Raw genomic sequence first — 21543 nt, 5'->3', positions numbered from 1 at the left:
AGGGCTAAGGACTAGCTATGAAAACTAAAAAATCACTAATTATTTTAGCAGTCGGTCTTTTGATATGGTTTTGTCCGCACCCAAGCGAGGTTAGTGCTAATGCATGGCACCTTTTTGCCATTGTGACAGCTACGATTTTAGGGCTTATTTTGCAACCCTTTGCTATTGGGGCAGTTGCGTTTATGGGCGTTAGTGTTGCTATTATCACAAATGTTTTAAGCCCAAAGGACGCACTTAGTGGCTTTGGCAATACCACGATTTGGCTTATCTTTTGTGCGTTTATATTAGCACGTGGTTTTATAAAAACTGGACTTGGCAAGAGAATAGCCTATAAAATCATCTCGCTTTTTGGCGATAGCACCCTAAAAATCGGCTATGGCATTGTTTTAAGCGACCTTTTTATCTCGCCTGCTATGCCAAGCAGTGGTGCTAGGGCTGGTGGAATTTTATACCCAATCGTAAAGGGTCTAAGCAGCGCATTAGGCTCAGAACCAGATGAGAGCAGAAGACGTGCTGGGGCGTTTTTTATGCAGACCCTTTGGCAGGGCAACACCATAACAAACGCAATGTTTTTAACATCAATGGCAGCAAATCCGCTTATTGCAAAACTAGCTGCTGATACCTTTAACGTGCAAATTTCTTGGACGCTTTGGGCGCTAGCTGCGATTGTGCCAGGCATTGTTTCAATTATCGTCATACCATATCTTTTGTATATAATTTATCCGCCAGAGATTAAAAAATACAAAGAGGGTAAAGAGATAGCAAATTTAGAACTAGCAAAAATGGGACGCATTACCTACGGCGAAAAAGGTGGTTGTATCTGTCTTTATCATCTCGCTTGTGCTTTGGGCGACTGGTTCGCTTACAGGCATAAATGCCACGACAACGGCGATGATAGCAGTTTGTGCATTAATAGCCTTTAATGTTATTACGTGGGATGATGTACTTAGCGAAAAGGGTGGCTGGAATACGCTTATTTGGATGGGCTCACTCATCACTCTTGCTGGCGGGCTTAGCAAACTTGGTTTTGTGAAGTGGTTTGCTAATTCTATGAGCGGGATATCTTGGGTGGTTGCGATTTTGATTTTGGTGCTAATTTATGTCTATACGCACTACTTTTTTGCAAGTCTAACGGCTCACATCGCTGCTATGTATGCGACCTTTGGGGCAGTTAGCATAGCAGCTGGGGCTTCGCCTATGCTTGTAGTTCTTGTATTTGCATTTGCTTCAAATTTAATGATGCCAATTACTCACTATGGTGGCGCACCAGCTCCGATTATCTTTGGTGCTGGATATGTTACGCAAAATGAGTGGTGGAGACTTGGTTTTATCACAACTACTGTAAATTTAGCCATTTGGCTCATCATTGGTAGCCTTTGGTGACGAGTGCTTGGACTTTGGTAATGCAAAATAAAAAGACGTTTGAACTTTTAAATCTATTAAAAGAGCTTGGCAAGACAACCCAGATAAATGTCAAAAACTACGCCATAAATCAGGGCTTGTCCGAGCGGACGATTAGGCGTTATCTTGATGATTTAAGAGAATTTTTTGGCAGTGAGTTTATAGTGCAGATAAAACGCGGGACGTATAGTGCGGTGGATAAAAATTTAATGCAGACGATTTTGCTACCAAACCAAAAGCAAAAAGATGAGTTTGAAAATCTAATTGATCTTTTGCATATCATAAATCCAGGCTTTGCAAACGTCCTGCCACCAGCCTATAAACAAATTGATGAAAAACTGGCAAAAGAGCTAGCAGACGTCTTTTTAATCAAGGGCAGTCCAAGAGAAAATCCGATAAATTTAGAGATTTTAGCCGAGCTTAAAAAGGCTATAAAATTTCACAAATACTGCGATATTTTTCTTGAAAATAGGTGGCTTAAAAACATTAAAGCCCTAAAAATCATCTACTGCAAGGGCAACTGGCAACTAGCCATTATTGATTTGCAAAATCCACAAAATAACGGATTTTGCGTGGTTAGACTTGGTTTTATAAACAAGGTCATTTTACACTCAAACACATTTAACGCAAACCCAAATACCGAAAATTTTATACAAAATATGCAGACGTTTTTAGAGGGCTATGGCGTTACGCCCTATCTTTGCAAAGTCGCCGTTGCTCCTTGGTGTGAAAAATACTTTTTGCGTAAGAAATTTTTTAACTCGCAAAAGTATAGAGGGACGACTTGAAAATGGCTGGGCAGAGATTAGTTTTGAGATAACATCTGATGATATGATTTTGATGTTAGCACGTAGGTGGTTTCCAAATTTTGTGATTTTAATGCCACAGAGTGCTAGGGATAAATTTGAAGCACTTTTGGCTAAATATAGTGAATTTAAGGCAGAATTTGCTAATTAATAAAAATTTGTTACACCCCACCAAATCCCCTAATAAAGCCTTTTGTGTATGAATACGGCGAGGTTTTGATGATCTTTTTAATGCCGTCAAGTAGATTAAGTGCAGCTAGAATTTCAACCTTTCTAGTTGAGACGCTCTCTACGTTTGCACCTACGCTTATGCCCTTGTTTGCGGCGTATTTGTATAAAAAATTAAACAGCTCTAAGCTTAAATCAACCGAGGCGTTTAGAATGTCGCCTGAGTTTTTTAGCATATTTTCGTAACTTTGCGGGATTGAAATGCCAAGCCATTTGATAAATTCCAGCGTCTTTTCGCTGCCACACGGCGTAAAAGTAAAGATAATCGGTGCTTTTTTGCAGGGCATTTTTGCGTAATCATCTATGAAATTTTTGGCGTTTTCAAGGTTATAAACGGCTTGCGTGATGAAAAATTCGCAGCCATTTTCAATCTTTTTTGCCACTCTTAAATGCTCGTCGTGCTTTTTTGCGTGGCGTTCAGGTATGCAAATTCCACCAAAAAACGCCCCAGTTTTATTTGCTATCTCGTAAGCCTCATCAAGGCTAGTTTTTACCGGCGTGTCCTTTGAGCTAACGCCTACAAATACGCTAATCGCACCGCTTTTTAGTCCGTTTAAATACGCCTTTAATTCGCCCTTTTCGTATTTGCTAACTGCCTTGTAAATTATGGCTGGCACACTTGTGTTTAGGTAGTTTTGGTAGTAAATTTCAGGTGCTAGGGTTTGTAAAAACTCAAAAGGGCGGTCGCTAGCGTTTCTGTCGCTCTCATCTTGCAGGTCATAAAGCACGATGCCATCAACGCCAATGCTCTCAACTCGCTCACGCCAAATGCCAGCGATTCTGTGCTTCTCGCTCTCATCAATGTGTGCTTTTGGCGGTGTGAGCCCATAAAGTAAAATTCCAGCTTCGTTATTTTTTAACTTATTTTTTAGCAAATTTTATCCTAAAATAGCCCCAAATTTTGGGGCTAAGATTACGAATTTCTCACGATTTTAACAGCTTGTGTCATATTTATTAGACTTGGCTTAACCTCTTCCCATTTACGAGTTTTAAGACCGCAATCTGGATTTATCCAAAGCTGTTCTTTTGGCAGAACTTCAAGCAGTGCTTTTATCTGCGTCACTAGCTCATCAACGCTTGGCACACGTGGGCTGTGGATATCATAAACGCCTGGACCAACTTCTTGCTTGTAGCCGACTGATTTGAAAATTTTAAGTAGCTCGTTGCCACTTCTAGCCGTTTCAATAGAGATAACATCAGCGTCCATTGCTTCAATGGTTTTAATGATATCGTTAAACTCAGAGTAGCACATATGCGTGTGAATTTGCGTTTCTGGACGTGCTGAGCTAACTGAAAGCTTAAAGCAATCAACAGCAAATTTCTCATACGACGGGATATTTTCAGCACGCAAAGGATAGCCCTCTTTAAACGCTGCCTCATCAACTTGGACGATTTTTATGCCGGCATTTTGCAAATCTGCAATTTCATCGTAAATGCAAAGTGCAAGTTGCTTTGCGATTTCAGCACGTGGCTTATCATCACGCACAAACGACCAGTTTAGGATTGTAACTGGCCCAGTTAGCATACCTTTCATTATTTTATCGGTTTTGCTTTGAGCGTAGCTTATCCAATCAACGGTCATCGGCTTTGGACGGCTTACATCGCCAAAAAGAAGCGGTGGCTTCACGCAGCGGCTGCCGTAGCTTTGCACCCAGCCATTTTCGCTAAACGCATAGCCTTTGATTTGCTCACCAAAATACTCAACCATATCGTTTCTCTCAGGCTCTCCGTGAACTAGCACGTCAAGTCCGCACTCTTCTTGGAATTTCACGCAATCATCAATGTATTTTTTAATATCAGCCTCGTATGCGTCTTTGCTAATTAGCCCCTTTTTGTAGGCGTTTCTAACCTGTCTAATCTCGCTAGTTTGTGGGAATGACCCAATTGTCGTTGTCGGTAAAACGCCGTAATTTAGGGCTTTGTGCTGGATTTTAATACGCTCATCAAAGCTTAAATCTCTTTGGAATTTACTTAAATTTTCTACTCGTTTTGCGACCTCTTTATCGTGGATTAGTGGCGAGTTTGCGCGTGAGTTTGCACTTTTTTTGTTCTCATCGTAAATTTTAGTGGTAAATTCGCAAAGTGGCTTGTTGTTTGCAAGTGCTGTGATGATGTGAATTTCATTTAGTTTCTCAACCGCAAAGCTTAGCCACGACTTTATCTCTGGGCTTAATTTGTTCTCGTATTTTAGCGTGTAAGGCACGTGTAAAAGCGAGCAAGATGAGCCGACATAAAAGTCCTTGCCACCTAGTTTTTGCTCAATTTCTTTTACGAATTTTACCTTTTTATCAATATCGCTCGTCCAAATATTTCTACCATTAACAACACCAGCAAATAGCACGACGTTTGATTTTGCTAAAATTTCAAGGGCGTCTTTGTTTTTCTCGCCATAAACAAAGTCAAGTCCGATGCCGTAAATTTTAGTTTTTACGACCTCATTTACCGCTTTTAATGCGTGTTCAAAATAGGTCATAAATACGATTTTAACGTTGTTTGCCGCACTTGTTAGCTTCTCATAAACTGGTGTGATTTTATCCACTAACTCATCGCCCCTATCGGTAACAAAAATCGGCTCATCAAACTGAACGATAATCTCATCATCAAGCTTTGAAATTTCAGATAAAAGCTCGGCGTATCTTGCCACAACCTCATCAAGGTGGCAAAACGCACAGCTATCATCAGTCGTCTTTGCAAGGGCTAAAAATGTGATTGGACCAATTAGATTGATTTTTGTTTTTATCCCTTGTGCTTTGGCTTCGTTGTATTCGTTTATGATTTTTTTGCTATTTAGGCTAAATTTTGTCGTTTTATTTAGCTCTGGCACGATGTAGTGGTAGTTTGTGTTAAACCACTTTGTCATCTCCATTGCCACGGCTGTATCAGCGCTCCTTGCCATTGCAAAATATAGCTCATCGCCGCTAAATTTCGCAAATCTAGCAGGTATAGCACCAAGCGTGATGATAGCATCAAGGACTAGGTCATAAAGCGAGAAGTCGTTGCTTGAAATCAGGTCAATGCCAGCCTTTTTTTGATACTCCCAGTGTCTAGCACGAAGCGTTTTTGCCGTGTCGTTTAGCTCATTTACGCTTACTTTTTTGCTCCAAAAATTCTCTAAAACCTTTTTTAATTCGCGTTGTTCGCCGATTCTAGGAAAGCCAGTAACATAACTTTTTATCATTTTTTATCCTTTTTTTTGAAATTTAAAATTTTGTGTTAAGAGTTTAAAAACGGCGGATGACAGCCTGATTTTCGCAGACTAAAATGAAATTTATAATACCAAACGCCAAGCAGTAAAAGCAGAAGTTTTGAAATTTGCTGGAATTTTAGGTATTTATCCAAGCATGGGACGCAACATTTTAGCTCCGTTTTGTAAATTTTAAAAGGCAGATTATAGCCTTTTTTGGCTTGTTTTTAAATAAAATTTTTAGTTTTATCAATGGTTTGCTGATTTTTTATTGTTTTTAAACATATTTTTAATTGAAATTTTAAGTAGAAGTAAGCGTAAGTATGGTGTCAAAGGGGAGACTTGAACTCCCGACCTCCGGCTTATGAGACCAGCGCTCTAACCAGCTGAGCTACTTTGACAGATAAAAACTGCGATTATACTCACTAAAAGCTTATTTTTATATTAAAATCAGCTAAAAGCCGTCTTAACAATGCTTTTTTAAAACATATAAAAATTCGCTGACGTGAATGTTTCTGTTGTTTAGGTTTCGGCTGGCACGAAATGTGTTGTATTTTTGCTCTAAGATTGTAACCTTGCCCATTTTTGATAGCTCATTCTCAAAATTCTCACGGCTAATAAAGCCCTCTGAGTTAAATGAAATTAAAACAAATCTAGCTCTTAAACTTGCAATTAGCTCAAAAAATGCCCTGTTTGATTTTGATTTATTGTTATAAACCGAGCGATTCCAGCCCTTTGCTATGCCTGAAATTTTTGAGATTTGCTCTGGGCGTTCGTTTTTTGCGATTAAATTTAGCATAAAGTAGTTTGAGCCGTAGGGGTGCTGATTGTAAGGCGGATCAAGATAGACTAAATCAAGCGTCGGCAGTGCGGCAGCAAGGGCGTTTGCGTCCATATCAAAGACGCAAAAATCGCAGTTAAAATTTGAAAAAATCGGCAAATTTAGAGCCATTTTGGCGCGTATTCGTTTTAGGGCGTTTTGGGCGTCTCCGCCAAAGCGACCTACGCCGTTTTTATCCTTGTAAAAGCCCTTAAAAACGCCACTTGTGTTCGCCTTTGTGCTTGCTTCATAAAGCAGTGGAGCGATGAAAAATTTACGCAAATTGCTTGGCAAATCATCAATGTATGCCCTTGCTGTGTCTAGAAAAACGGCGTTTTCTTGCGTGTAAAAGACCCGCTCATCAGCCCTTATCGCCTCATCATTTTTTGGTGCGTAAAGCTCGGCGATAAAGCCCTGTTTTGGCTCGTTTGCAATCTTTTGGTTTAAAATTTTATGCCACTTTAAAAGCTCGTTTTTTAGCTCATCATCGGCGTTTGTTAGGTAGCACTCGTTTGTGATTTTTGAGTAAAGCTCCAAGTCGTTTGCGACTAAGAATTTTGAGTGCTGTTTTAAAAACCTAGCCACCACGCCAGAGCCTGAAAATAGGTCGCACGAGCTAAGTTTGTCTTTGTTTAGCTCATCTTTTGCGATTTTTATCCCCTTTGCGATAAAGTCAAGCAGTGAGCGTTTGTTGCCGATGTAGGTGATGATTTGCTCTTTTAAAAAGGCGTTATTTTCGTGCATTAGCCGTGCTTTTTGGCAAAATCATTCATAAAATTTACAAGGGTTTTGACGTCATTTAGACTTACAGCATTGTAAATTGAGGCACGAATGCCACCTAAATGGCGGTGTCCTTTAAGCCCTAGCATATCGTTTTTTAGGGCATCAGCAACAAAAATCGGCTCTAAATTGCTATCTTTAATATTAAAGCTAATATTCATCACCGAACGGCTATCTTTTTGAGCGTGTCCTTTGTAAAATCCGCCAGAATTATCAATAGCATCATAAATTGCGGCTGCTTTTTGGGCGTTTATGGCTTTTATGCCGTTAAGTCCGCCCTGATCTAGCACCCACTGCATCGTTAAATCAAGCAGGTAAATGGCAAATGTCGGTGGGGTGTTATAAAGGCTCTTTGCGTCTGCGTGGGTTTTAAATTTTAGCATAGTTGGCGTGTGTGGCTTTGGCGTTCGCTCCAACAAATCTTTGCGGATTATTACGATTGTTACGCCACTTGGGCCTGCATTTTTTTGAGCGCCGCCGTATAAAATGCCGATGTTTGTAAAGTCAAGTGGCTCTGAAAAAAAGTCGCTACTTGCGTCAATGACAAGCGGTGCTTTGGTCTTTGGTAGGGATTTATACTGCGTGCCGTAAATCGTGTTGTTTGAGCAAATGTAGGCAAAATCGGCGTCATCGCTAAATTTCACATCTGGTATGTGGTCAAAATTGCTAGCCTCGCTACTTGCGACCACCTTGTGATTTATGCCTAAATTTGCCGCCTCTTTTATGGCTTTATCCGTCCAAACGCCCGTGTTTGCGTATTCGCTAACGCCGTTTTGGCTTAGATTAAGCGGTATCATCGCAAATTGCAAATGCGCTCCACCTTGCAAAAACAAAATTTCATACTCATCGCCAATGCCGTAAAGTTTGCGAATTTTATCCATCGCTCCAAAATGCACCTCTTCGTAGGTTTTTGAGCGGTGAGAGATCTCCATTATAGAGTAGCCCTCGCCCTTGTAGTCGGTAAATTCAGTCTTTGCGTGTTCAAGCACACTTAGTGGCAAACCTGTTGGCCCTGCACTAAAATTTATTTTTCTCATTTTTGCTCCTTAAAATTTTGTATTAAAACTAACTATTGTCGCTGGGACGCCTAAAAATCCTATATCAAATTTTAAGCTCGGCTCTATCATAGTTGAGGCGTTGTGAATGCGAAATTTAAAGCTCCAACCATTGTCTAAATAAAGCTCTAAGGTGTTTTTGCTATTTTGTTTAAAATCAAGAGAAATTATACGATTTGGTAGCTTTGAAATTGGCAAGATTGTTAGGCTATTTTTGCCTAAATTCCCACGTAAATTAAAGACTAAAATTTGTGTAATTTTTTGCTTATCATTGCCGATTAATTTATAAAAATCAAACTTGCCAAGCATATATTCAACCATTTTTGAGGCGATATTGTGGCTTTTATTTTGCGAGAGAATTTCATCTTTAAAGGCGTTTAAAATTGGCAAATACACTAAATTTTGCTTATCTTTTAGCTCACTCCATTTTGTGTCTTTTAGTCTATTTAGCATTTCAAAAATGGGTGAAATTTGAAAAAAATACTCACTAGAACAGGGCAAATCATACCATTTTTTACCAAAATCAAGCGTTTTTGATAGCCGTGAGTGTTTAACAGCAAAGGGGTTGTGCTTAATACTAAGTCTAATTTGGTGTTTGTCGCTTTGTAAAATTATATCTCTAACATCGCCAAATTCGCCGTTTTTGCTATCTTGCATTGTTGCTAAAATTGGCTCGGTTAAATTTGGTTCGTATTCTAAAATTTTACTAATCCCAGCCGTGGCACTTGCTAAAAATAGCTCTTTTTCTGGCTCTAAAAGCGTGTTAAATGCATTTAAAGCTACGTTGTAGGCGTTATTTTTGGCTATTTTTACACTTTTTATTTTGCTTAATGCAAGAATATAAGCAAACTCATAAGCCTTGCCATTTAAGGCACTCTTAGCACTCATTTAATGCCTTTTATAGGCACAGCATTACCTATCATTTTATAGCCATAATCAACCCTGTCGTAATAAAACACAAAATCATCGCTAAAACCCTGCACCCTAGCGCACTCTCTCACGCTTAAACGCCTATATAAATTTTCAAAATTTGGGGCAAAAATGTGGCGATTTTTGCCGATTTGTGGCATTTTTGGGGCGTTTGGGTGAAGCTGTGCTTGGCGACCGCTAGCTTGGATTGTAAAAGCTGGCTCATCCCAGCCCCTAACTCTGTTTCGGCTCATAAAAATTGTGGAGTAGCTACCGATATAATACTCGTGGTTGGCGATTTTTAGGGCTTTGTTGGCTCTGTTTTTTTCAAGTGCTGGTGTTGCTGTGTCTTTTAAATCATAAATTATATCTTTTAAATTTAGCTTTTTTTTGTGCGGTTTTAAAGGCGTGAAATTTACCTTTAAACCCTTTAAAAATCCGATGAAAAAAATGCGAATTCTATCTTGTGCCACGCCGTAATCTTTTGCGTTTAAGACACAAATTTGCACGTTGTATCCAGCGTTTTCAAACTCATTTATTATGCTTTTTACCGCATCTTTATGGCGCCTTGCTAACATACCACGCACATTTTCGGCCACAAAGAATTTAGGCTTAATGCCGTTTAAAATTCTAATATACTCATAAAAAAGTTGGCCTCTTTTATCATCAATGCCCTTTAAATTCCCAGCCTCACTCCAACTCTGACAAGGCGGCCCACCAATAATGCCATCACAAATTTCTAGCTCTGAAATTTTCAGCTCTTTTATATCTTTTTGTATTAGCGGTGTGTCGTGATTTGCCTTGTAAGTGGCATAGATATTTTTATCAAATTCATTTGCTAAAATAATGTCAAATCCAGCCTTTTTAAAGCCAAGGTCAAGCCCACCAGCACCACTAAAAAGCGAGATTAGTTTCATAAAATTTTTGCCCTTTTGGTTGTGGTTTGTGAGATTAGCTCAACTTCATCGCCGATTTTTAGCTCGCTAAGGGCGATTTTTGTGCCGTTTTGTCTAATTTCAATTAGCGTTTTTGTGTTTTCGTAGAAAATTTTAGCCGTTTCTAGGCTGTTTTTAGCGGTGTTTAGCCGTGCTTCAAGGCGATTTATCTTGTTTAAAATCGCAGTTTTTAGCATAAATTTCTTGCTGTTTAGCTCTGAAATTTTAAGCTCAATTTTTGCCGTGATTGCGTTTGGCGAAAATTTTGCACTTAGCAGATTTAGGCGGTTTTGTGCGTTTGTGATTTTGGCGTTTATTGCGTTATTTAGGGTGTCCCCAGTGTTATCAAGATACTGCATAAGCCCTAAAATTTCAGGCACGAGAGTGGCTGCTGCTGTTGGCGTTGGGGCTCTAAAATCAGCCACAAAATCGCTAATAACATAATCAATCTCGTGTCCGATAGCCGAAATTATGGGCGTTTTAGCGTCAAAAATGGCACGCACTAAGCTCTCGTCGTTAAAGCACCACAAATCCTCCCTGCTACCGCCGCCACGAGCTAGGATAATCATATCAACGCCGTAATTATCGGCTTTTTTAAGGGCACGAATGAGCGATGCTGGGGCGTTTTCGCCCTGCGTGAGCGCGTCAAAGATGAAAATTTTAGCTAGGTTGTAGCGTTCGTTAAAAATGCGAAGCATATCTTGGAGCGCGGCTGAGGTGGCTGAGGTGATTAGAGCGATTTTTTGGGGTAGTTTTGGCAGCGGTTTTTTGCGTGAAATGTCAAAAAGCCCTTCGCTTTCAAGGCGCGCTTTTAGCTGTTTAAAGGCAAGTTCAAGCTCGCCTTCGCCGTCTGGCTGCATTGCGTTTGCGATGAGCTGGTAGCTGCCGCTTGGGCTATAAAGTGAAATTTTGCCGTGGATTACGACCTTTAAGCCATCTTTTACTTCAAATTTCAAGCGTGCGTTGTTCGTTTTATACATTACCGCCGAAATGCTTGCGTTTTCATCTTTTAGCGTGAAATACCAATGCCCCGAGCCGTGCTTGGTAAGGCGTGAAATTTCGCCGACTACCTGCACGTAGCCAAAGTGCGCTTCAAGTAAATTTTTGGCTTGTTCGTTTAAGGTTGATACGCTTAGCATTTTGGTTTTTCAAATGGAATATCAAGGTTGTGTAAAATTTTGCAAAAATCATCAATTTGATTTTTGTTGTTTTTTAGTTCTAAAAATTCAATATTTAGTGATTTTAATTGAGTTTTATTTTGTTCGCTTAAAGTATCTGCTACAAAAATATCTGTGTCTCTTGCTATTACGGCATCTGCTGATTCTGGATTGCCTTTGCCCATTAGTTTAACTTCTACTCTATATTCTTTATTTTTATGCTTGTTATAAAGTTTAAAATCAACCTCCCTGTCAAAATCCAGCTCTTGATTTTTTGTAAAATGAGTTTCGTTGATAAAGTCCGGCAATACGCCACATTTTTGGCACAAAGCCATCATTAAAGGCTTCTCTGCTCGTTTGCCTATGCTACTCCAAGCACCGCCACGTAGTGCTATTTTTTTGGTAGCAAGTGCATTAATAACTAATAAACTTTCGTTATGATTTAACTCCACTGATATATTATTGTAAGAAATTTTGATACAAACCCCTATATTTTCACTGTTTTCTCCAAGTGAATTTAATAAATCCTCCAAATAATTTATATTATGATTTGCGACTTCTAGCATAATTTCTTTTGTAGTTGAGCCATATATATTGCTTATAGTTTTTTTATTTATGCCTGCAAAAATTGTAGCTTCATCAGGTTTTATATTTGGATTGTTAATAAAATTATCTTTATACCATTGTAGGTTTGGTTCTTTATTTTCTAGTTTTGCATTTAAAATTTGTTTGAAAAAATCCATAGCAAAATCAAGGAATTCTAAATTTATTGCATTTACAATTTCATCTCTATAATCACCGCCTAGTAGTAATTTTTCAACAACGTTTTTTACAATAATATTACTAAATTTCAATATATCCTCCTTTTTTTAAATTTGCAATATAGGTTTTATTTTGCTCACATAAAACCGGTATTCGCTCCATTTTTTTAGCAACTTTACCAAAGGTGCCAGAACCTGCAAAAGGGTCGCAAACAACATCGCCTTTAAAAGAATAATACTTTAATACTTTTTCGCAAAGTTCTTCTGGAAAAACAGCTGGATGATTTTTATCTGATTTTGGCGATATATACCAACAATTCGTGCTATCAATAGTATCATCATTTTTTAATTCTTTATCATATTCATTTATGTTTTTATCTAGTAGAAACGGAGCGTTTTTACGATAAACTAAAATGCTTTCTGTTATACAATTTGGCTTATAACTCAAAGGTTTTTTGCTTTGAATGTATCCACCAATGCGATTTGGGACACTAAATTCAGGCTTAATCCATATTATCTCATCTATAAAATAAAATCCGCTTTCTGTTAAAATTTTATGAAAATCAAAATGAATTGGATAGCGAATGCTTTCAAATTCTCTGCCTGCTCGCTTTGTTATAACTGGCGATACATTGATGATAATAAATCTACCATCATCAAGAACTCTAAAACACTCTTTTAAACTCTCTTTCATTGCTAACAAATAAGCATCATAACTTTTATAATCGCTATAAATTTTAGCGTTATAGTAAGGTGGAGATGTAAATATTAATTTAATTTGTCTATCTTTTATTTTTTTAAGAGTTTGTCTATTATCTCCACATAATAGAGTTGGTTTTAAAATTTCTGTTTTTTTGGTTAATTTTAGCTTTTTTGATTGGCGAAAATTGTAATAATCATTCATTTTTTGCATAAATTCATTTTTATAAAATTGCAGCATTTTGTCTTTTAATGCCAAAAATCTATCATCATTTTTTGATTTATATAGTGCAGTTCTAAACATTTGATAGATTACTTCCATGTAGTGATTTTTAAAAGCTTCACTACTTAAAAAATCAAAAACCTTGTCATTTTGCTTATGTCTGCCTATACTTGATACTACCTCTCTTTTTAGGTCAATATCTAAATCTGCATAAAAAAGCTCAAAAAGATATTCTAAATTTTCTCCATCTGCACCCATTTTTTTTATTGTCGTAATGCTTGGAGTGTTAAATAAATTTAATGCTAAATTTTGCACTACCTAACCTTTTGCGCTACAAAAAGCGTTGAGATCTCCATTGAAAAGCCCTTGCATTCAAGGATTTTAAAGCCGGCGTTTTCTAGCTCATTGCAAAAGCCTTTTGCGTCTAAAAAGCCCTCAATTGAGTTTGGCAGATACTCGTAAGCCTCTTTGTTTTTGCTTATCGCACCGCCGATTTTTGGCAAGATTTTTTGCAAATAAAAGTCGCGTAAAGCTGTTAAAAAGCCCTTTTTTGAGCGTTTTGTAAATTCTAAAACGACCAAATGCCCGCCCATTTTTAGCACTCTGTTAAACTCGTTTAACGCCTCTTTTCTAGCCACGACGTTTCTAATGCCGTAACTTATGCTTAAAATATCGGCAAAATCGGATTCTAGCGTGGTTTTGTCGGCGTAGGCTTGAATGAATTTAAAACCTGCAAATTTCTTTCGCCCCTCATCAAGCATACCGCTTGACGGGTCTATGCCGATAAGCTCGTCTATTTTTACGCCAAGCAGCCCAGCCTCGCTTTGCCACATACCCATCATATCGCCCGTCCCGCAGGCGACATCTACGATTTTTACTTCGCTGTTTTGGTAGTTTTTTAGCACCTTTTTGCACGCATATTTTCGCCAACTAACATCTACGCCCATACTCAAAACTCGGTTAGCGACATCGTAAGTTGGGGCGATATCGTTAAACATTTGGACGATTTTTTCTTGTTTTTGCAAATTTTTACCTTTTTAGCCGTAAATTCTTAAAATTTTTACCACTTTTTGTAGCTGTTTTAGGAATTTTTCTCGTTTTTTTATGATTTTGTTGCGTATTTTATAAATTTTTTCGTAAGTTTTTGCTGATATTTTTTGTGATTTTTTCTCATCGCTTATGTAGCTTAATGTCGCTTTTAGTAGCGTATCAAGGGTGTTTAGGCTGTTAAAAAGGGCGTGAAATTTGCCTAATTTTTTGCTAAATTTTTGCACATTTTTGTCGTTAAAAATCGTTTCAAAACTGCTAAAAACTATAAAAATTTCGCTTAAAATTTTCTCTATTTTGTAAAATTCATCGTTTTTGTTGTCTTGATTTAACGCCCTTAATGCCCTTCTTAACTCAATAAATTTAACTCTTGTTTGAAATGAGAGTAGTTTTATTAATTTTTCGTTTGCATTTTTGGAGCTAAAAAAGTCGCTGTCTTCGTTTAAAAATAGCTCCCATTCGGCTAAAAATTCCGTGCTTTTTTCGTTTAAAAATTTAGCCAAATTGGCATTACAAATCTCTAAGGCGTCCTTTAAAAATGGCGTGATTTTGGCGTTTTTGGTGTGTTTTAAGCACTCATCTAGCTCTAAATTTACCTTTGCAAAATCGCTTAAAATTTTAAAATTTTCACAGAAATTTTGGCTTAATTTTGTATCAAAAATTTCAGGCAAAAACTCTAAAATAACAAGGCATTTTTGTGCTGTTTTTATAAATTTTAACGGCTCTGATTTATCAAAATCATCTAAAATTTGAAAAAAAGCAAGGCTAAGAGCGTCTTTTGCCGTGATATTTTTTGTAAAATTTATTGGAATTTTGTGCTGTTTTAGCACGTTTTTTGCAAATTCTAAGTCGCTTTTTTTACTTTCTAGACCAAAAAGGGCTAGGCTTTTGTTTTTAAAATTAGCATCATCGCTGACATCTTTTAAAATGTGGCTTAAAATCGGCTCTTTTAGCCTAAAAAACACGCCATAAAGCTCATCTTTAAACTCCACTTCAAGCGTGAAAAGTCCGCTTAAATCGCCACTGAAAACATCAATAAAAGCGTCGTTGTTATTTAGCCTAAACTCAAAACGCTCCTTGTTTAAAACTTCGCCAATTTGGCTAGAAAGTGCCGTTTCAAATTCGGTTTTTTCACAAGTATTCTCAAATTCTTTTCGTGTTATGCCAGTGCCGATTTTTGTCGTTTTTGTGTAATTATCGCCGATTTTTCGGTATCTTGTTTCGGCGTTTTTGCTGATTTTTGTGTAAAACTGCACGATTTCGTATCGTTTGAAATTCACGCCGATTTGGTTTAAAAATTTTAAAAGTCCGTCATCTTTAAGCAGGAATTTTCGCTCAATCTCAACTCCCATAAACGCCCCCGAATTTTTTAGCGATTTTAGCAATTTATCGCTTAAATAGGCAATAAAATCAATATTTAAGTTTGATTGTAATAAACTTTCGCCCTATGAATAAAAATTATCTAATCAAAATTTTAAGACTTTATGTTGATGGCTTTAAAAATATGCGACTTGGTCGCAAACTTTGGGCTATCATCATCGTAAAACTAATCATAATGTTTGGTGTTTTAAAGCTATTTTTGTTTGATGAGAGCTTAAATTCTAAATTTAAAACGAGCGATGAGAAGGCAAATTTTGTTTTAGAGAATTTAACAAAGGACTAAAATGGCTGAATTAAGCTCTATTGACTGGTCTAGGGCGCAGTTTGCTCTAACCTCAATCTACCACTTTTTGTTTGTCCCGCTCACGCTTGGACTTAGTTTTATCGTTGCGATTATGGAGAGCATTTATGTTAAAACTGGCAGCGAGGAGTGGCTAAAAATCACGAAATTTTGGCTAAAACTTTTTGGGATAAATTTCGCAATCGGCGTTGCAACTGGCATTATTATGGAGTTTGAGTTTGGCACAAACTGGGCAAATTACAGCTGGTTTGTCGGCGATATTTTTGGTGCGCCACTTGCTATTGAGGGGCTTGTTGCGTTCTTTTTAGAAAGCACATTTTTTGCGATTATGTTTTTTGGCTGGGGTAAGGTCAGCAAAAAAACGCACCTAATCTCAACGTGGCTAGTCGCCATTGGCTCAAATTTATCGGCAATGTGGATCTTAATCGCAAACGGCTGGATGCAGTATCCAATCGGTATGCAGTTTAATCCAGAAACGGCTAGAATGGAGATGAGTAGCTTTTTAGAAGTAGCACTAAGTCCAGTTGGATTTATAAAATTTTTACACACCGTAACTAGTGGATACACGATCTCATCGCTGTTTGTGATAGGAATTTCAGCTTGGTTTATCCTAAAAAATAAAGATGTCATAATGGCAAAAAAATCAATGGTCGTAGCTGCTTCGTTTGGACTTGTAACGTCCCTATTTTTGCTATTTAGTGGAGATGAGAGTGCTTATCAAGCCACGCGTGTGCAGCCGATGAAGCTAGCGGCTATGGAGGGGCTTTATCAGGGTGATCACAGACAGGGGCTTATTGCTTTTGGAATTTTAAATCCAGATAAAAAACCGGGCGATACACAAAGTCCATTTTTGTTTGACATTGAGGTGCCTTATATGCTCTCACTGCTTGGCAAGCGCGATATAAACGCATTTGTAGCTGGTATTGATGATTTGGTTTTTGGTAATGAGAAGCACGGCATAAAGAGCGTTGAGAGCAAAATGCAAAAGGGTAAAATCGCCGTTAAGGCACTTAAAGATTTTAAAGATGCTAAAAATTCAGGCGACACTTACGCGATGAGAATGGCAAAAATAACGCTTGATGAAAATATAAAATATCTAGGATATGGCTATTTAAAATCTCCAATGGACGCCGTCCCGCCGGTCGGACTTACGTTTTATAGCTTTCACATTATGGTCGCACTCGGGTCGTTTTTCATCTTGTTATTTTTAGCCGTAACATATCTTTGTATGGCAAATGATATTACAAAATTTAAAAAATTACTTTGGATTTGCGTTTTAAGCATACCGCTTGGATATATCGCTGCTGAGGCTGGTTGGGTCGTGGCTGAGGTAGGCAGACAGCCGTGGGTCGTGCAGGATTTAATGCCTACAATCAGGGGCGCAACAAACCTAGCTGATACAAATATCAAAATCTCATTTTTTGCGTTTGCCCTGCTATTTACCGCACTTTTGATTGCCGAGATTAAGATTATGCTAAAACAGATAAAGTTAGGATTTAAAGATGCTTAGTTTGGAATTTTTACAAATTTACTGGTGGTTTTTAGTTAGTTTGCTTGGCGGATTGCTCGTGTTTATGATGTTTGTTCAGGGCATTCAGACGCTAATTTTTAGCGTGGCAAAAGATGAGTTGCAAAAAGATATGATGATAAACTCGGCTGGGCGAAAGTGGGAGATTACATTTACCACGCTTGTAACCTTTGGCGGTGCGTGTTTTGCGGCATTTCCGCTCTTTTATGCGACCAGTTTTGGCGGTGCTTATTGGGTTTGGCTTGCGATTTTGTTTTGCTTTATCATTCAGGCTGTAAGCTATGAATACCGCAAAAAGCCAGATAATTTTTTAGGCAAAAAAGGCTATGAAATTTTTCTTTTTATCAACGGCTCGCTTGGCGTGATTTTAATTGGCATTGCGGTCGCTACGTTTTTTAGCGGTAGCAATTTTAGCCTAAATGAGTATAACTTCGTGCAGTGGCAAAGTCCGCTTCGTGGGCTTGAAGCACTTGGGAATTTTTGGCTTTACACGCTTGGATTTTCGCTATTTTTCTTAGCTAGAATCGGCGGCTGCTTGTATCTTATAAATAACATTGAAGATGAAGCGTTGCGTGAGAATTTACGCAAGGCATTGCTTAAAAACACGCTGTTTTTCTTGCCATTTTTTCTTGCGTTTTTAGGTTGGGTGCTTTTAAAAGACGGCTTTGGCTACGATGAAAACGGCGTGGTAAAAATGATAGCCTATAAATATCTTCTAAATTTAAAAGAGCTTACACTGGTGGCTTTAATGCTCGTTTTTGGCGTGGTTTTGACGCTTTTTGGGATTTTTAAAGGCGTTTTTACAAAGAGCATTTATGGAGTGGTGTATTACGGATTTGGCGTGGTTTTAGCGGTTACTTCGCTGTTTTTGCTAACTGGGCTAAACGGCACGGCGTTTTATCCGTCGTATTTTGACCTTCAAAGCTCACTTACGATAAAAAATGCAAGTTCAAGCCACTACACGCTAAATACGATGTTTTACATTAGTTTTGTCGTGCCGGTGATTTTGTGTTATATGTTTTTTGTTTGGCGTGCGATTGATAGCAAAAAAATCACGGCAAATGAGATTAAAAACGACCACCACGCATATTAGGAGAGATGATGACTTCGGCTTTGATATTTTGTTTTTTGTGGATTTTAGCGATTTTTTTAGGCTACAAATTCGTGCTTTTAAATGTAAATGAGCTAGAAAAACGCTCTAAAAACTAGCTTTTTTGGCAAAAATGCCCAAAAAATCAGCACAATGCACGTTATAAATGCTATTAATGTGCATTGTGCCATATTTAAAAATTCCCACTTTGGCGCTAAATACCAGCCATTTTCGTATAAATTTATAAAAAATTCCTGCATTTTTGAGATATTTGCCCCACTTGGCACAGCTGGGCTGTCGCTGCCACACTCGCCAGTTGGCATAAAAAGACTTGGTGCGATTTTGTGTAGGTTTAGGTTAAAAATAAAGCTTGGTTCGGTATTGCAACCACTCACGCCAAATGGCAGCTCAGAGTGTAGGGCAGTGTGAATTTTGTTTAAAATTAGGCTGTGATTTATCCCGCTAATCGCCCCAAAAATGGCGATAACACCGCCAAAAAATCTTATAAATTTTATGGTGCCAAAAAACGCCCCAAGTGCGATGATTAAAAAATCAAGCCTGATATAAACGCACTGCTCACAAGGCCTCATAAAAAGGAATTTTTGAAAAAATTCGTGTGCAAAAACCACCAAAAACAGGCAAAATATGGCGACTAGCCATAAAATTTTAACTCTCATTTTTTAAGTAAAAACTCAATAAGCGAGGCTAAATCATCAACCGATTTTACGTTTTTTGTTAAAACCAAAAATTTGCCATTTACCACAAATGACGGCACACCCTGAATTTTAGCCACTTCGTAGCTATCTTGCCAAGCTTTTAAAAGCTCATTTGTGCGTGCTAAATCTCTTGCTTCTTTAAACTCATCTTGGCTTAAACCCACGCTTTTTAGGGCAAAATCTAAAAAATCACGCTCATTTTGCCACTGCATTTTTTTATCGTGATAGGCGTTATAAATCGCAAATTTTGCACGTTTAAAAAGCGAGTTTTCATCAAGCAGGTTTGTGCCATTTTTCTCATCAAGGGCGATTAATGTAGCAAAAATTTCACTTGCGATTAAGCCAAAATCGCCCTTTTGACTTAGATGATATGGCGTAAATTTCACGCCTTCTAGGCTTTTAAGTAGCTTTGGCGTGACGCCTTTGTCGTATTTGTAGCAAAAAATACAAGCGTAGCTAAATACTTTAACTAGCGAATTTTCGCCTACATTTAGCGGTTTTTCAAGCTTAATGTAGTCCTCGCCCTCGCTAAAACCAAAGGCTAAATTTAGCGACAAAAATATGCAAAAAATCAGTTTTTTCATACAAATCCTTTAAAATTTTTGCCTAAATTTAGCCAAAATTAACTAAATTGTAAATTTATAAACCGCTTTTAGCCACACCTCTTTTTCACTTCGCTCATCGCCAAGCCTTATGCCTCTGGCTTTCTCATACTCTTTTTTAACCTGCGTGTAAGTAAGGCTCGTATTTAGCCCCTTAACTTGCGGAATTTTATAATTTAGCCCAGCTGAATAACCGCTGACTTTATAGTTATTGCTCTGTCCGCTTTGTTTGCCATTTACGTAGGCTAGGGTTGAGTTAAGTCCGCTGCCATTGCGTATCTTTTTCATTGCCTCAGCGGTGGTCGTGAGTTTTAGCTTGCTATTAACGCCTTAATTTGTTATTTTTTGATTAAAAATCTAGCAAAACACACGCAAATCTCACAGATGAAAATTAATAAATTTTATACTATAATCAGGCAAAAATTCACGGATAAAAATATGTTTAACGGACTTATTAGAGAGATTGCAGATGTCGTAAGCTACGCACAAAACGTTCTTCGTTTAAGGGCAAAATTTCGCCCAAAAATCGGCGATAGCGTGGCAGTAAATGGTGCTTGTTTAAGCGTGATAGAGCTGTTTAGTGATGGTTTTAGCGTTGAGCTTAGTGCTGAAACTAGATCAAACATTGCGGTTGAAAATTTAAAAGATAGGGTACATATTGAGCCAGCGATGAAGCTTAATGAGCGAATTGACGGGCATTTGGTGCAAGGGCATATTGATGCAATTGGCGAAATTTATAAGATTGAAAAACGTGAAAATGGCAGTGATTTTTATATAAAACTGCCAAGCGAAATTCTGCCTTTAATGGCAAACAAGGGCAGTGTTTGCGTTGAGGGCGTGAGCCTTACGATAAATGAAATTTTAACAGATGGTATAAGGCTTACAATAATCCCAATAACGCTAAGAGATAGCCTTTTTGGGGGTTTTAAGGTCGGTAGGCGCGTCAATGTTGAGAGCGATTTGCTTGCACGCTACGTGGCTAGACAGCTTGGATTTAAAAGGGAGCTAACGTGGGAGACGGCAGAGAGATTTTTGAGTTTGTATTAAAAAGGCGTGAAATTTTGGCTGGTTTTAGCACAAAATGGGCTGGGAATTTAGGGCTTCACGTGGGCGATGAGCCAAAAAATGTCGCACAAAATCGGCAAAATTTGTGTGAATTTTTAGGGCTAAAAGAGCTAAAATTTATGACTCAAACTCACTCAGATATCGTTAAAATTTTACGCCACAAAGATGATGAGCTAGGCGAGTGTGATGCGGTGATTACGGCTTTAAGGGGCGTTGGGATTTGCGTTATGGTCGCTGATTGCTCGCCAGTTTTGCTTTGTGATTTAGTTAGCGGAGTTGTCGCTTGTATTCACGCTGGTCGTGCCGGTGTAGTGAGTAAAATCGTAACAAAAACCATAGCTTTAATGCAAGCTAAATTTGGCACGAAACCTAGCGATATTACGGCATTTATCGGCGTAAATATCAAAGGTAGCTGTTACGAAATCGGACAGCTTGATTTAGGTGAGTTTAATAAATACAAAAATAGGCAAAATTTTGATATGAATTTAGCTTTAAAAGATGAGTTTAACGCTCTTGGTGTTACAAATTTACACTTTGATGAGCGTTGTTCGTGCTGTGATGAGAATTTTTTCTCATACCGAAAAGAGCGAAATACTGGGCGTTTTGCCGGTGTTGTTGCATTAAGGGGCTAGTTTGGGATATGAAAATTTTAGAGTAAAAGATGTAAGCGTGTTAAGAGTGATTGAAAATGCCAAAAAATTTGGCGTTGATAGCCTTGTAAATGAGGCGGTTTTAAACTCTCTTTTTGGCGTAAAATACGATCTTAGCGATGATTTTAGACAAAATGTGGCAGAAATTTTTATCAAACTCATAAAAATTGAAGAGGACATCCAGCTAAGCAGATAAGTTTTATTTA

25 protein-coding genes and 1 tRNA gene are annotated in these 21543 nt (G+C 38.0%); 10 read left to right on the top strand and 16 right to left on the bottom strand.

The features are described 5' to 3' along the window. Positions 1-17 precede the first annotated feature (17 nt). Genes NYG85_RS08855 through NYG85_RS08840 form a run of 4 tightly spaced genes read left to right on the top strand, consistent with a single transcriptional unit; the run spans position 18 to position 2358 of the window. Positions 18-923 carry a DASS family sodium-coupled anion symporter gene (locus NYG85_RS08855; protein ID WP_284938143.1) on the top strand — a complete coding sequence of 302 codons (906 nt, stop codon included), beginning with the start codon at positions 18-20 and terminating at the stop codon, positions 921-923. Further along, on the top strand, positions 811-1383 hold the full coding sequence (locus NYG85_RS08850) for an anion permease (protein ID WP_284938142.1): 573 nt from the start codon (positions 811-813) through the stop codon (positions 1381-1383). Before NYG85_RS08855 ends, NYG85_RS08850 begins: the two co-directional genes overlap by 113 nt. Positions 1384-1403: 20 nt before the next feature. After that, positions 1404-2189 carry a helix-turn-helix domain-containing protein gene (locus NYG85_RS08845; protein WP_284938141.1) on the top strand — a complete coding sequence of 262 codons (786 nt, stop codon included), beginning with the start codon at positions 1404-1406 and terminating at the stop codon, positions 2187-2189. After that, positions 2128-2358 (top strand): WYL domain-containing protein, encoded by a 231-nt coding sequence (locus NYG85_RS08840; protein ID WP_284938139.1) that lies wholly within the window; start codon positions 2128-2130, stop codon positions 2356-2358. The genes NYG85_RS08845 and NYG85_RS08840 overlap by 62 nt, the downstream gene beginning before the upstream one ends. 10 nt (positions 2359-2368) lie before the next feature. Here the strand turns inward: NYG85_RS08840 and NYG85_RS08835 are convergent, their stop codons facing one another. The 13 genes from NYG85_RS08835 to NYG85_RS08775 form a co-directional block, all read right to left on the bottom strand. Next, positions 2369-3310 carry a methylenetetrahydrofolate reductase gene (locus tag NYG85_RS08835; RefSeq protein WP_284938138.1) on the bottom strand — a complete coding sequence of 314 codons (942 nt, stop codon included), beginning with the start codon at positions 3308-3310 and terminating at the stop codon, positions 2369-2371. A 38-nt stretch (positions 3311-3348) separates the two neighbouring features. Beyond that, positions 3349-5613: a 5-methyltetrahydropteroyltriglutamate--homocysteine S-methyltransferase gene (gene metE, locus NYG85_RS08830; protein ID WP_284938136.1), complete on the bottom strand. Its 2265-nt coding sequence runs from the start codon at positions 5611-5613 to the stop codon at positions 3349-3351. A 35-nt stretch (positions 5614-5648) separates the two neighbouring features. After that, positions 5649-5774: a hypothetical protein gene (locus NYG85_RS08825; protein WP_284938134.1), complete on the bottom strand. Its 126-nt coding sequence runs from the start codon at positions 5772-5774 to the stop codon at positions 5649-5651. Between the two features lie 169 nt (positions 5775-5943). Beyond that, a tRNA-Met gene (locus NYG85_RS08820) sits at positions 5944-6020 on the bottom strand. Between the two features lie 65 nt (positions 6021-6085). Further along, positions 6086-7183, bottom strand: coding sequence for a DNA adenine methylase (locus NYG85_RS08815; RefSeq protein WP_284938132.1), 1098 nt, complete (start codon positions 7181-7183; stop codon positions 6086-6088). Further along, on the bottom strand, positions 7183-8256 hold the full coding sequence (gene serC / locus NYG85_RS08810; RefSeq protein ID WP_284938131.1) for a phosphoserine transaminase: 1074 nt from the start codon (positions 8254-8256) through the stop codon (positions 7183-7185). The genes NYG85_RS08815 and serC overlap by 1 nt, the downstream gene beginning before the upstream one ends. A 9-nt stretch (positions 8257-8265) precedes the next feature. Beyond that, positions 8266-9162 carry a HaeIII family restriction endonuclease gene (locus tag NYG85_RS08805; RefSeq protein ID WP_284938130.1) on the bottom strand — a complete coding sequence of 299 codons (897 nt, stop codon included), beginning with the start codon at positions 9160-9162 and terminating at the stop codon, positions 8266-8268. Continuing rightward, entirely contained in the window at positions 9159-10100 is a 942-nt protein-coding gene (locus tag NYG85_RS08800; RefSeq protein ID WP_284938129.1) for a DNA cytosine methyltransferase, read from the bottom strand. The genes NYG85_RS08805 and NYG85_RS08800 overlap by 4 nt, the downstream gene beginning before the upstream one ends. Next, a complete protein-coding gene (xseA, locus tag NYG85_RS08795; protein ID WP_284938127.1) occupies positions 10097-11257 on the bottom strand; it encodes an exodeoxyribonuclease VII large subunit in 1161 nt (386 codons plus the stop codon). Before xseA ends, NYG85_RS08800 begins: the two co-directional genes overlap by 4 nt. After that, positions 11251-12129, bottom strand: a complete 879-nt coding sequence (locus NYG85_RS08790) for a CfrBI family restriction endonuclease (RefSeq protein WP_284938126.1) — start codon at positions 12127-12129, stop codon at positions 11251-11253. The genes xseA and NYG85_RS08790 overlap by 7 nt, the downstream gene beginning before the upstream one ends. Further along, entirely contained in the window at positions 12119-13216 is a 1098-nt protein-coding gene (locus NYG85_RS08785) for a DNA-methyltransferase (protein ID WP_284938164.1), read from the bottom strand. The genes NYG85_RS08790 and NYG85_RS08785 overlap by 11 nt, the downstream gene beginning before the upstream one ends. A gap of 56 nt (positions 13217-13272) precedes the next feature. Continuing rightward, the gene (ubiE, locus tag NYG85_RS08780) at positions 13273-13983 is read right to left on the bottom strand and encodes a bifunctional demethylmenaquinone methyltransferase/2-methoxy-6-polyprenyl-1,4-benzoquinol methylase UbiE (protein WP_284938125.1); all 711 of its coding nucleotides are present in this window, start codon (positions 13981-13983) and stop codon (positions 13273-13275) included. Between the two features lie 12 nt (positions 13984-13995). After that, positions 13996-15357, bottom strand: coding sequence for a CYTH domain-containing protein (locus NYG85_RS08775; protein ID WP_284938124.1), 1362 nt, complete (start codon positions 15355-15357; stop codon positions 13996-13998). Positions 15358-15452: 95 nt separating this feature from the next. Between NYG85_RS08775 and NYG85_RS08770 the strand changes: the two genes are divergently transcribed. From NYG85_RS08770 to NYG85_RS08760, 3 genes are read left to right on the top strand one after another with little or no spacing between them, the layout of a single operon-like run. After that, a complete protein-coding gene (locus tag NYG85_RS08770) occupies positions 15453-15668 on the top strand; it encodes a DUF4492 domain-containing protein (protein WP_284938123.1) in 216 nt (71 codons plus the stop codon). A 1-nt stretch (position 15669) separates the two neighbouring features. Beyond that, positions 15670-17196 (top strand): cytochrome ubiquinol oxidase subunit I, encoded by a 1527-nt coding sequence (locus NYG85_RS08765; RefSeq protein ID WP_284938121.1) that lies wholly within the window; start codon positions 15670-15672, stop codon positions 17194-17196. Further along, positions 17189-18307, top strand: a complete 1119-nt coding sequence (locus NYG85_RS08760; protein WP_284938120.1) for a cytochrome d ubiquinol oxidase subunit II — start codon at positions 17189-17191, stop codon at positions 18305-18307. The genes NYG85_RS08765 and NYG85_RS08760 overlap by 8 nt, the downstream gene beginning before the upstream one ends. Before the next feature lie 92 nt (positions 18308-18399). On the opposite strand, the gene dsbI is transcribed toward NYG85_RS08760, so the two are convergent. The 3 genes from dsbI to NYG85_RS08745 are packed head-to-tail and all read right to left on the bottom strand — an operon-like array spanning position 18400 to position 19910. Further along, entirely contained in the window at positions 18400-18981 is a 582-nt protein-coding gene (gene dsbI / locus NYG85_RS08755; protein WP_284938119.1) for a protein-disulfide oxidoreductase DsbI, read from the bottom strand. After that, on the bottom strand, positions 18978-19604 hold the full coding sequence (locus tag NYG85_RS08750; RefSeq protein WP_284938118.1) for a thiol:disulfide interchange protein DsbA/DsbL: 627 nt from the start codon (positions 19602-19604) through the stop codon (positions 18978-18980). The genes dsbI and NYG85_RS08750 overlap by 4 nt, the downstream gene beginning before the upstream one ends. A 42-nt stretch (positions 19605-19646) precedes the next feature. Beyond that, entirely contained in the window at positions 19647-19910 is a 264-nt protein-coding gene (locus tag NYG85_RS08745; RefSeq protein WP_284938117.1) for a hypothetical protein, read from the bottom strand. 150 nt (positions 19911-20060) lie between these two features. Between NYG85_RS08745 and ribE the strand changes: the two genes are divergently transcribed. From ribE to NYG85_RS08730, 3 genes are read left to right on the top strand one after another with little or no spacing between them, the layout of a single operon-like run. Continuing rightward, complete coding sequence (gene ribE / locus NYG85_RS08740; protein WP_284938163.1) at positions 20061-20669, top strand: riboflavin synthase; 609 nt, start codon at positions 20061-20063, stop codon at positions 20667-20669. Beyond that, positions 20633-21319, top strand: coding sequence for a peptidoglycan editing factor PgeF (gene pgeF / locus NYG85_RS08735; RefSeq protein WP_284938116.1), 687 nt, complete (start codon positions 20633-20635; stop codon positions 21317-21319). Before ribE ends, pgeF begins: the two co-directional genes overlap by 37 nt. A gap of 1 nt (position 21320) precedes the next feature. Beyond that, positions 21321-21533 (top strand): acetyltransferase, encoded by a 213-nt coding sequence (locus NYG85_RS08730; protein ID WP_284938115.1) that lies wholly within the window; start codon positions 21321-21323, stop codon positions 21531-21533. Positions 21534-21543: the final 10 nt, after the last annotated feature.

The sequence above is a fragment of the Campylobacter gastrosuis genome, assembly GCF_030249845.1.
Lineage (GTDB): Bacteria > Campylobacterota > Campylobacteria > Campylobacterales > Campylobacteraceae > Campylobacter_A > Campylobacter_A gastrosuis.
The sequence above is the reverse complement of the archived record's forward strand: the minus strand, read 5'-3'. Positions and strand labels throughout refer to the sequence as shown.

What these genes read in the sequence shown, in the direction of transcription:
- ribE (WP_284938163.1), top strand. Translation starts at nt 20,061, where the DNA reads ATGTTTAACGGACTTATTAGAGAGATTGCAGATGTCGTAAGCTACGCA.
- dsbI (WP_284938119.1), bottom strand. Translation starts at nt 18,981, where the DNA reads ATGAGAGTTAAAATTTTATGGCTAGTCGCCATATTTTGCCTGTTTTTG.
- NYG85_RS08765 (WP_284938121.1), top strand. Translation starts at nt 15,670, where the DNA reads ATGGCTGAATTAAGCTCTATTGACTGGTCTAGGGCGCAGTTTGCTCTA.
- serC (WP_284938131.1), bottom strand. Translation starts at nt 8,256, where the DNA reads ATGAGAAAAATAAATTTTAGTGCAGGGCCAACAGGTTTGCCACTAAGT.
- NYG85_RS08805 (WP_284938130.1), bottom strand. Translation starts at nt 9,162, where the DNA reads ATGAGTGCTAAGAGTGCCTTAAATGGCAAGGCTTATGAGTTTGCTTAT.
- NYG85_RS08815 (WP_284938132.1), bottom strand. Translation starts at nt 7,183, where the DNA reads ATGCACGAAAATAACGCCTTTTTAAAAGAGCAAATCATCACCTACATC.
- xseA (WP_284938127.1), bottom strand. Translation starts at nt 11,257, where the DNA reads ATGCTAAGCGTATCAACCTTAAACGAACAAGCCAAAAATTTACTTGAA.
- NYG85_RS08775 (WP_284938124.1), bottom strand. Translation starts at nt 15,357, where the DNA reads ATGGGAGTTGAGATTGAGCGAAAATTCCTGCTTAAAGATGACGGACTT.
- NYG85_RS08800 (WP_284938129.1), bottom strand. Translation starts at nt 10,100, where the DNA reads ATGAAACTAATCTCGCTTTTTAGTGGTGCTGGTGGGCTTGACCTTGGC.
- NYG85_RS08760 (WP_284938120.1), top strand. Translation starts at nt 17,189, where the DNA reads ATGCTTAGTTTGGAATTTTTACAAATTTACTGGTGGTTTTTAGTTAGT.
- NYG85_RS08855 (WP_284938143.1), top strand. Translation starts at nt 18, where the DNA reads ATGAAAACTAAAAAATCACTAATTATTTTAGCAGTCGGTCTTTTGATA.
- NYG85_RS08745 (WP_284938117.1), bottom strand. Translation starts at nt 19,910, where the DNA reads ATGAAAAAGATACGCAATGGCAGCGGACTTAACTCAACCCTAGCCTAC.
- NYG85_RS08845 (WP_284938141.1), top strand. Translation starts at nt 1,404, where the DNA reads ATGCAAAATAAAAAGACGTTTGAACTTTTAAATCTATTAAAAGAGCTT.
- NYG85_RS08785 (WP_284938164.1), bottom strand. Translation starts at nt 13,216, where the DNA reads ATGGGTGCAGATGGAGAAAATTTAGAATATCTTTTTGAGCTTTTTTAT.
- NYG85_RS08770 (WP_284938123.1), top strand. Translation starts at nt 15,453, where the DNA reads ATGAATAAAAATTATCTAATCAAAATTTTAAGACTTTATGTTGATGGC.
- metE (WP_284938136.1), bottom strand. Translation starts at nt 5,613, where the DNA reads ATGATAAAAAGTTATGTTACTGGCTTTCCTAGAATCGGCGAACAACGC.
- NYG85_RS08750 (WP_284938118.1), bottom strand. Translation starts at nt 19,604, where the DNA reads ATGAAAAAACTGATTTTTTGCATATTTTTGTCGCTAAATTTAGCCTTT.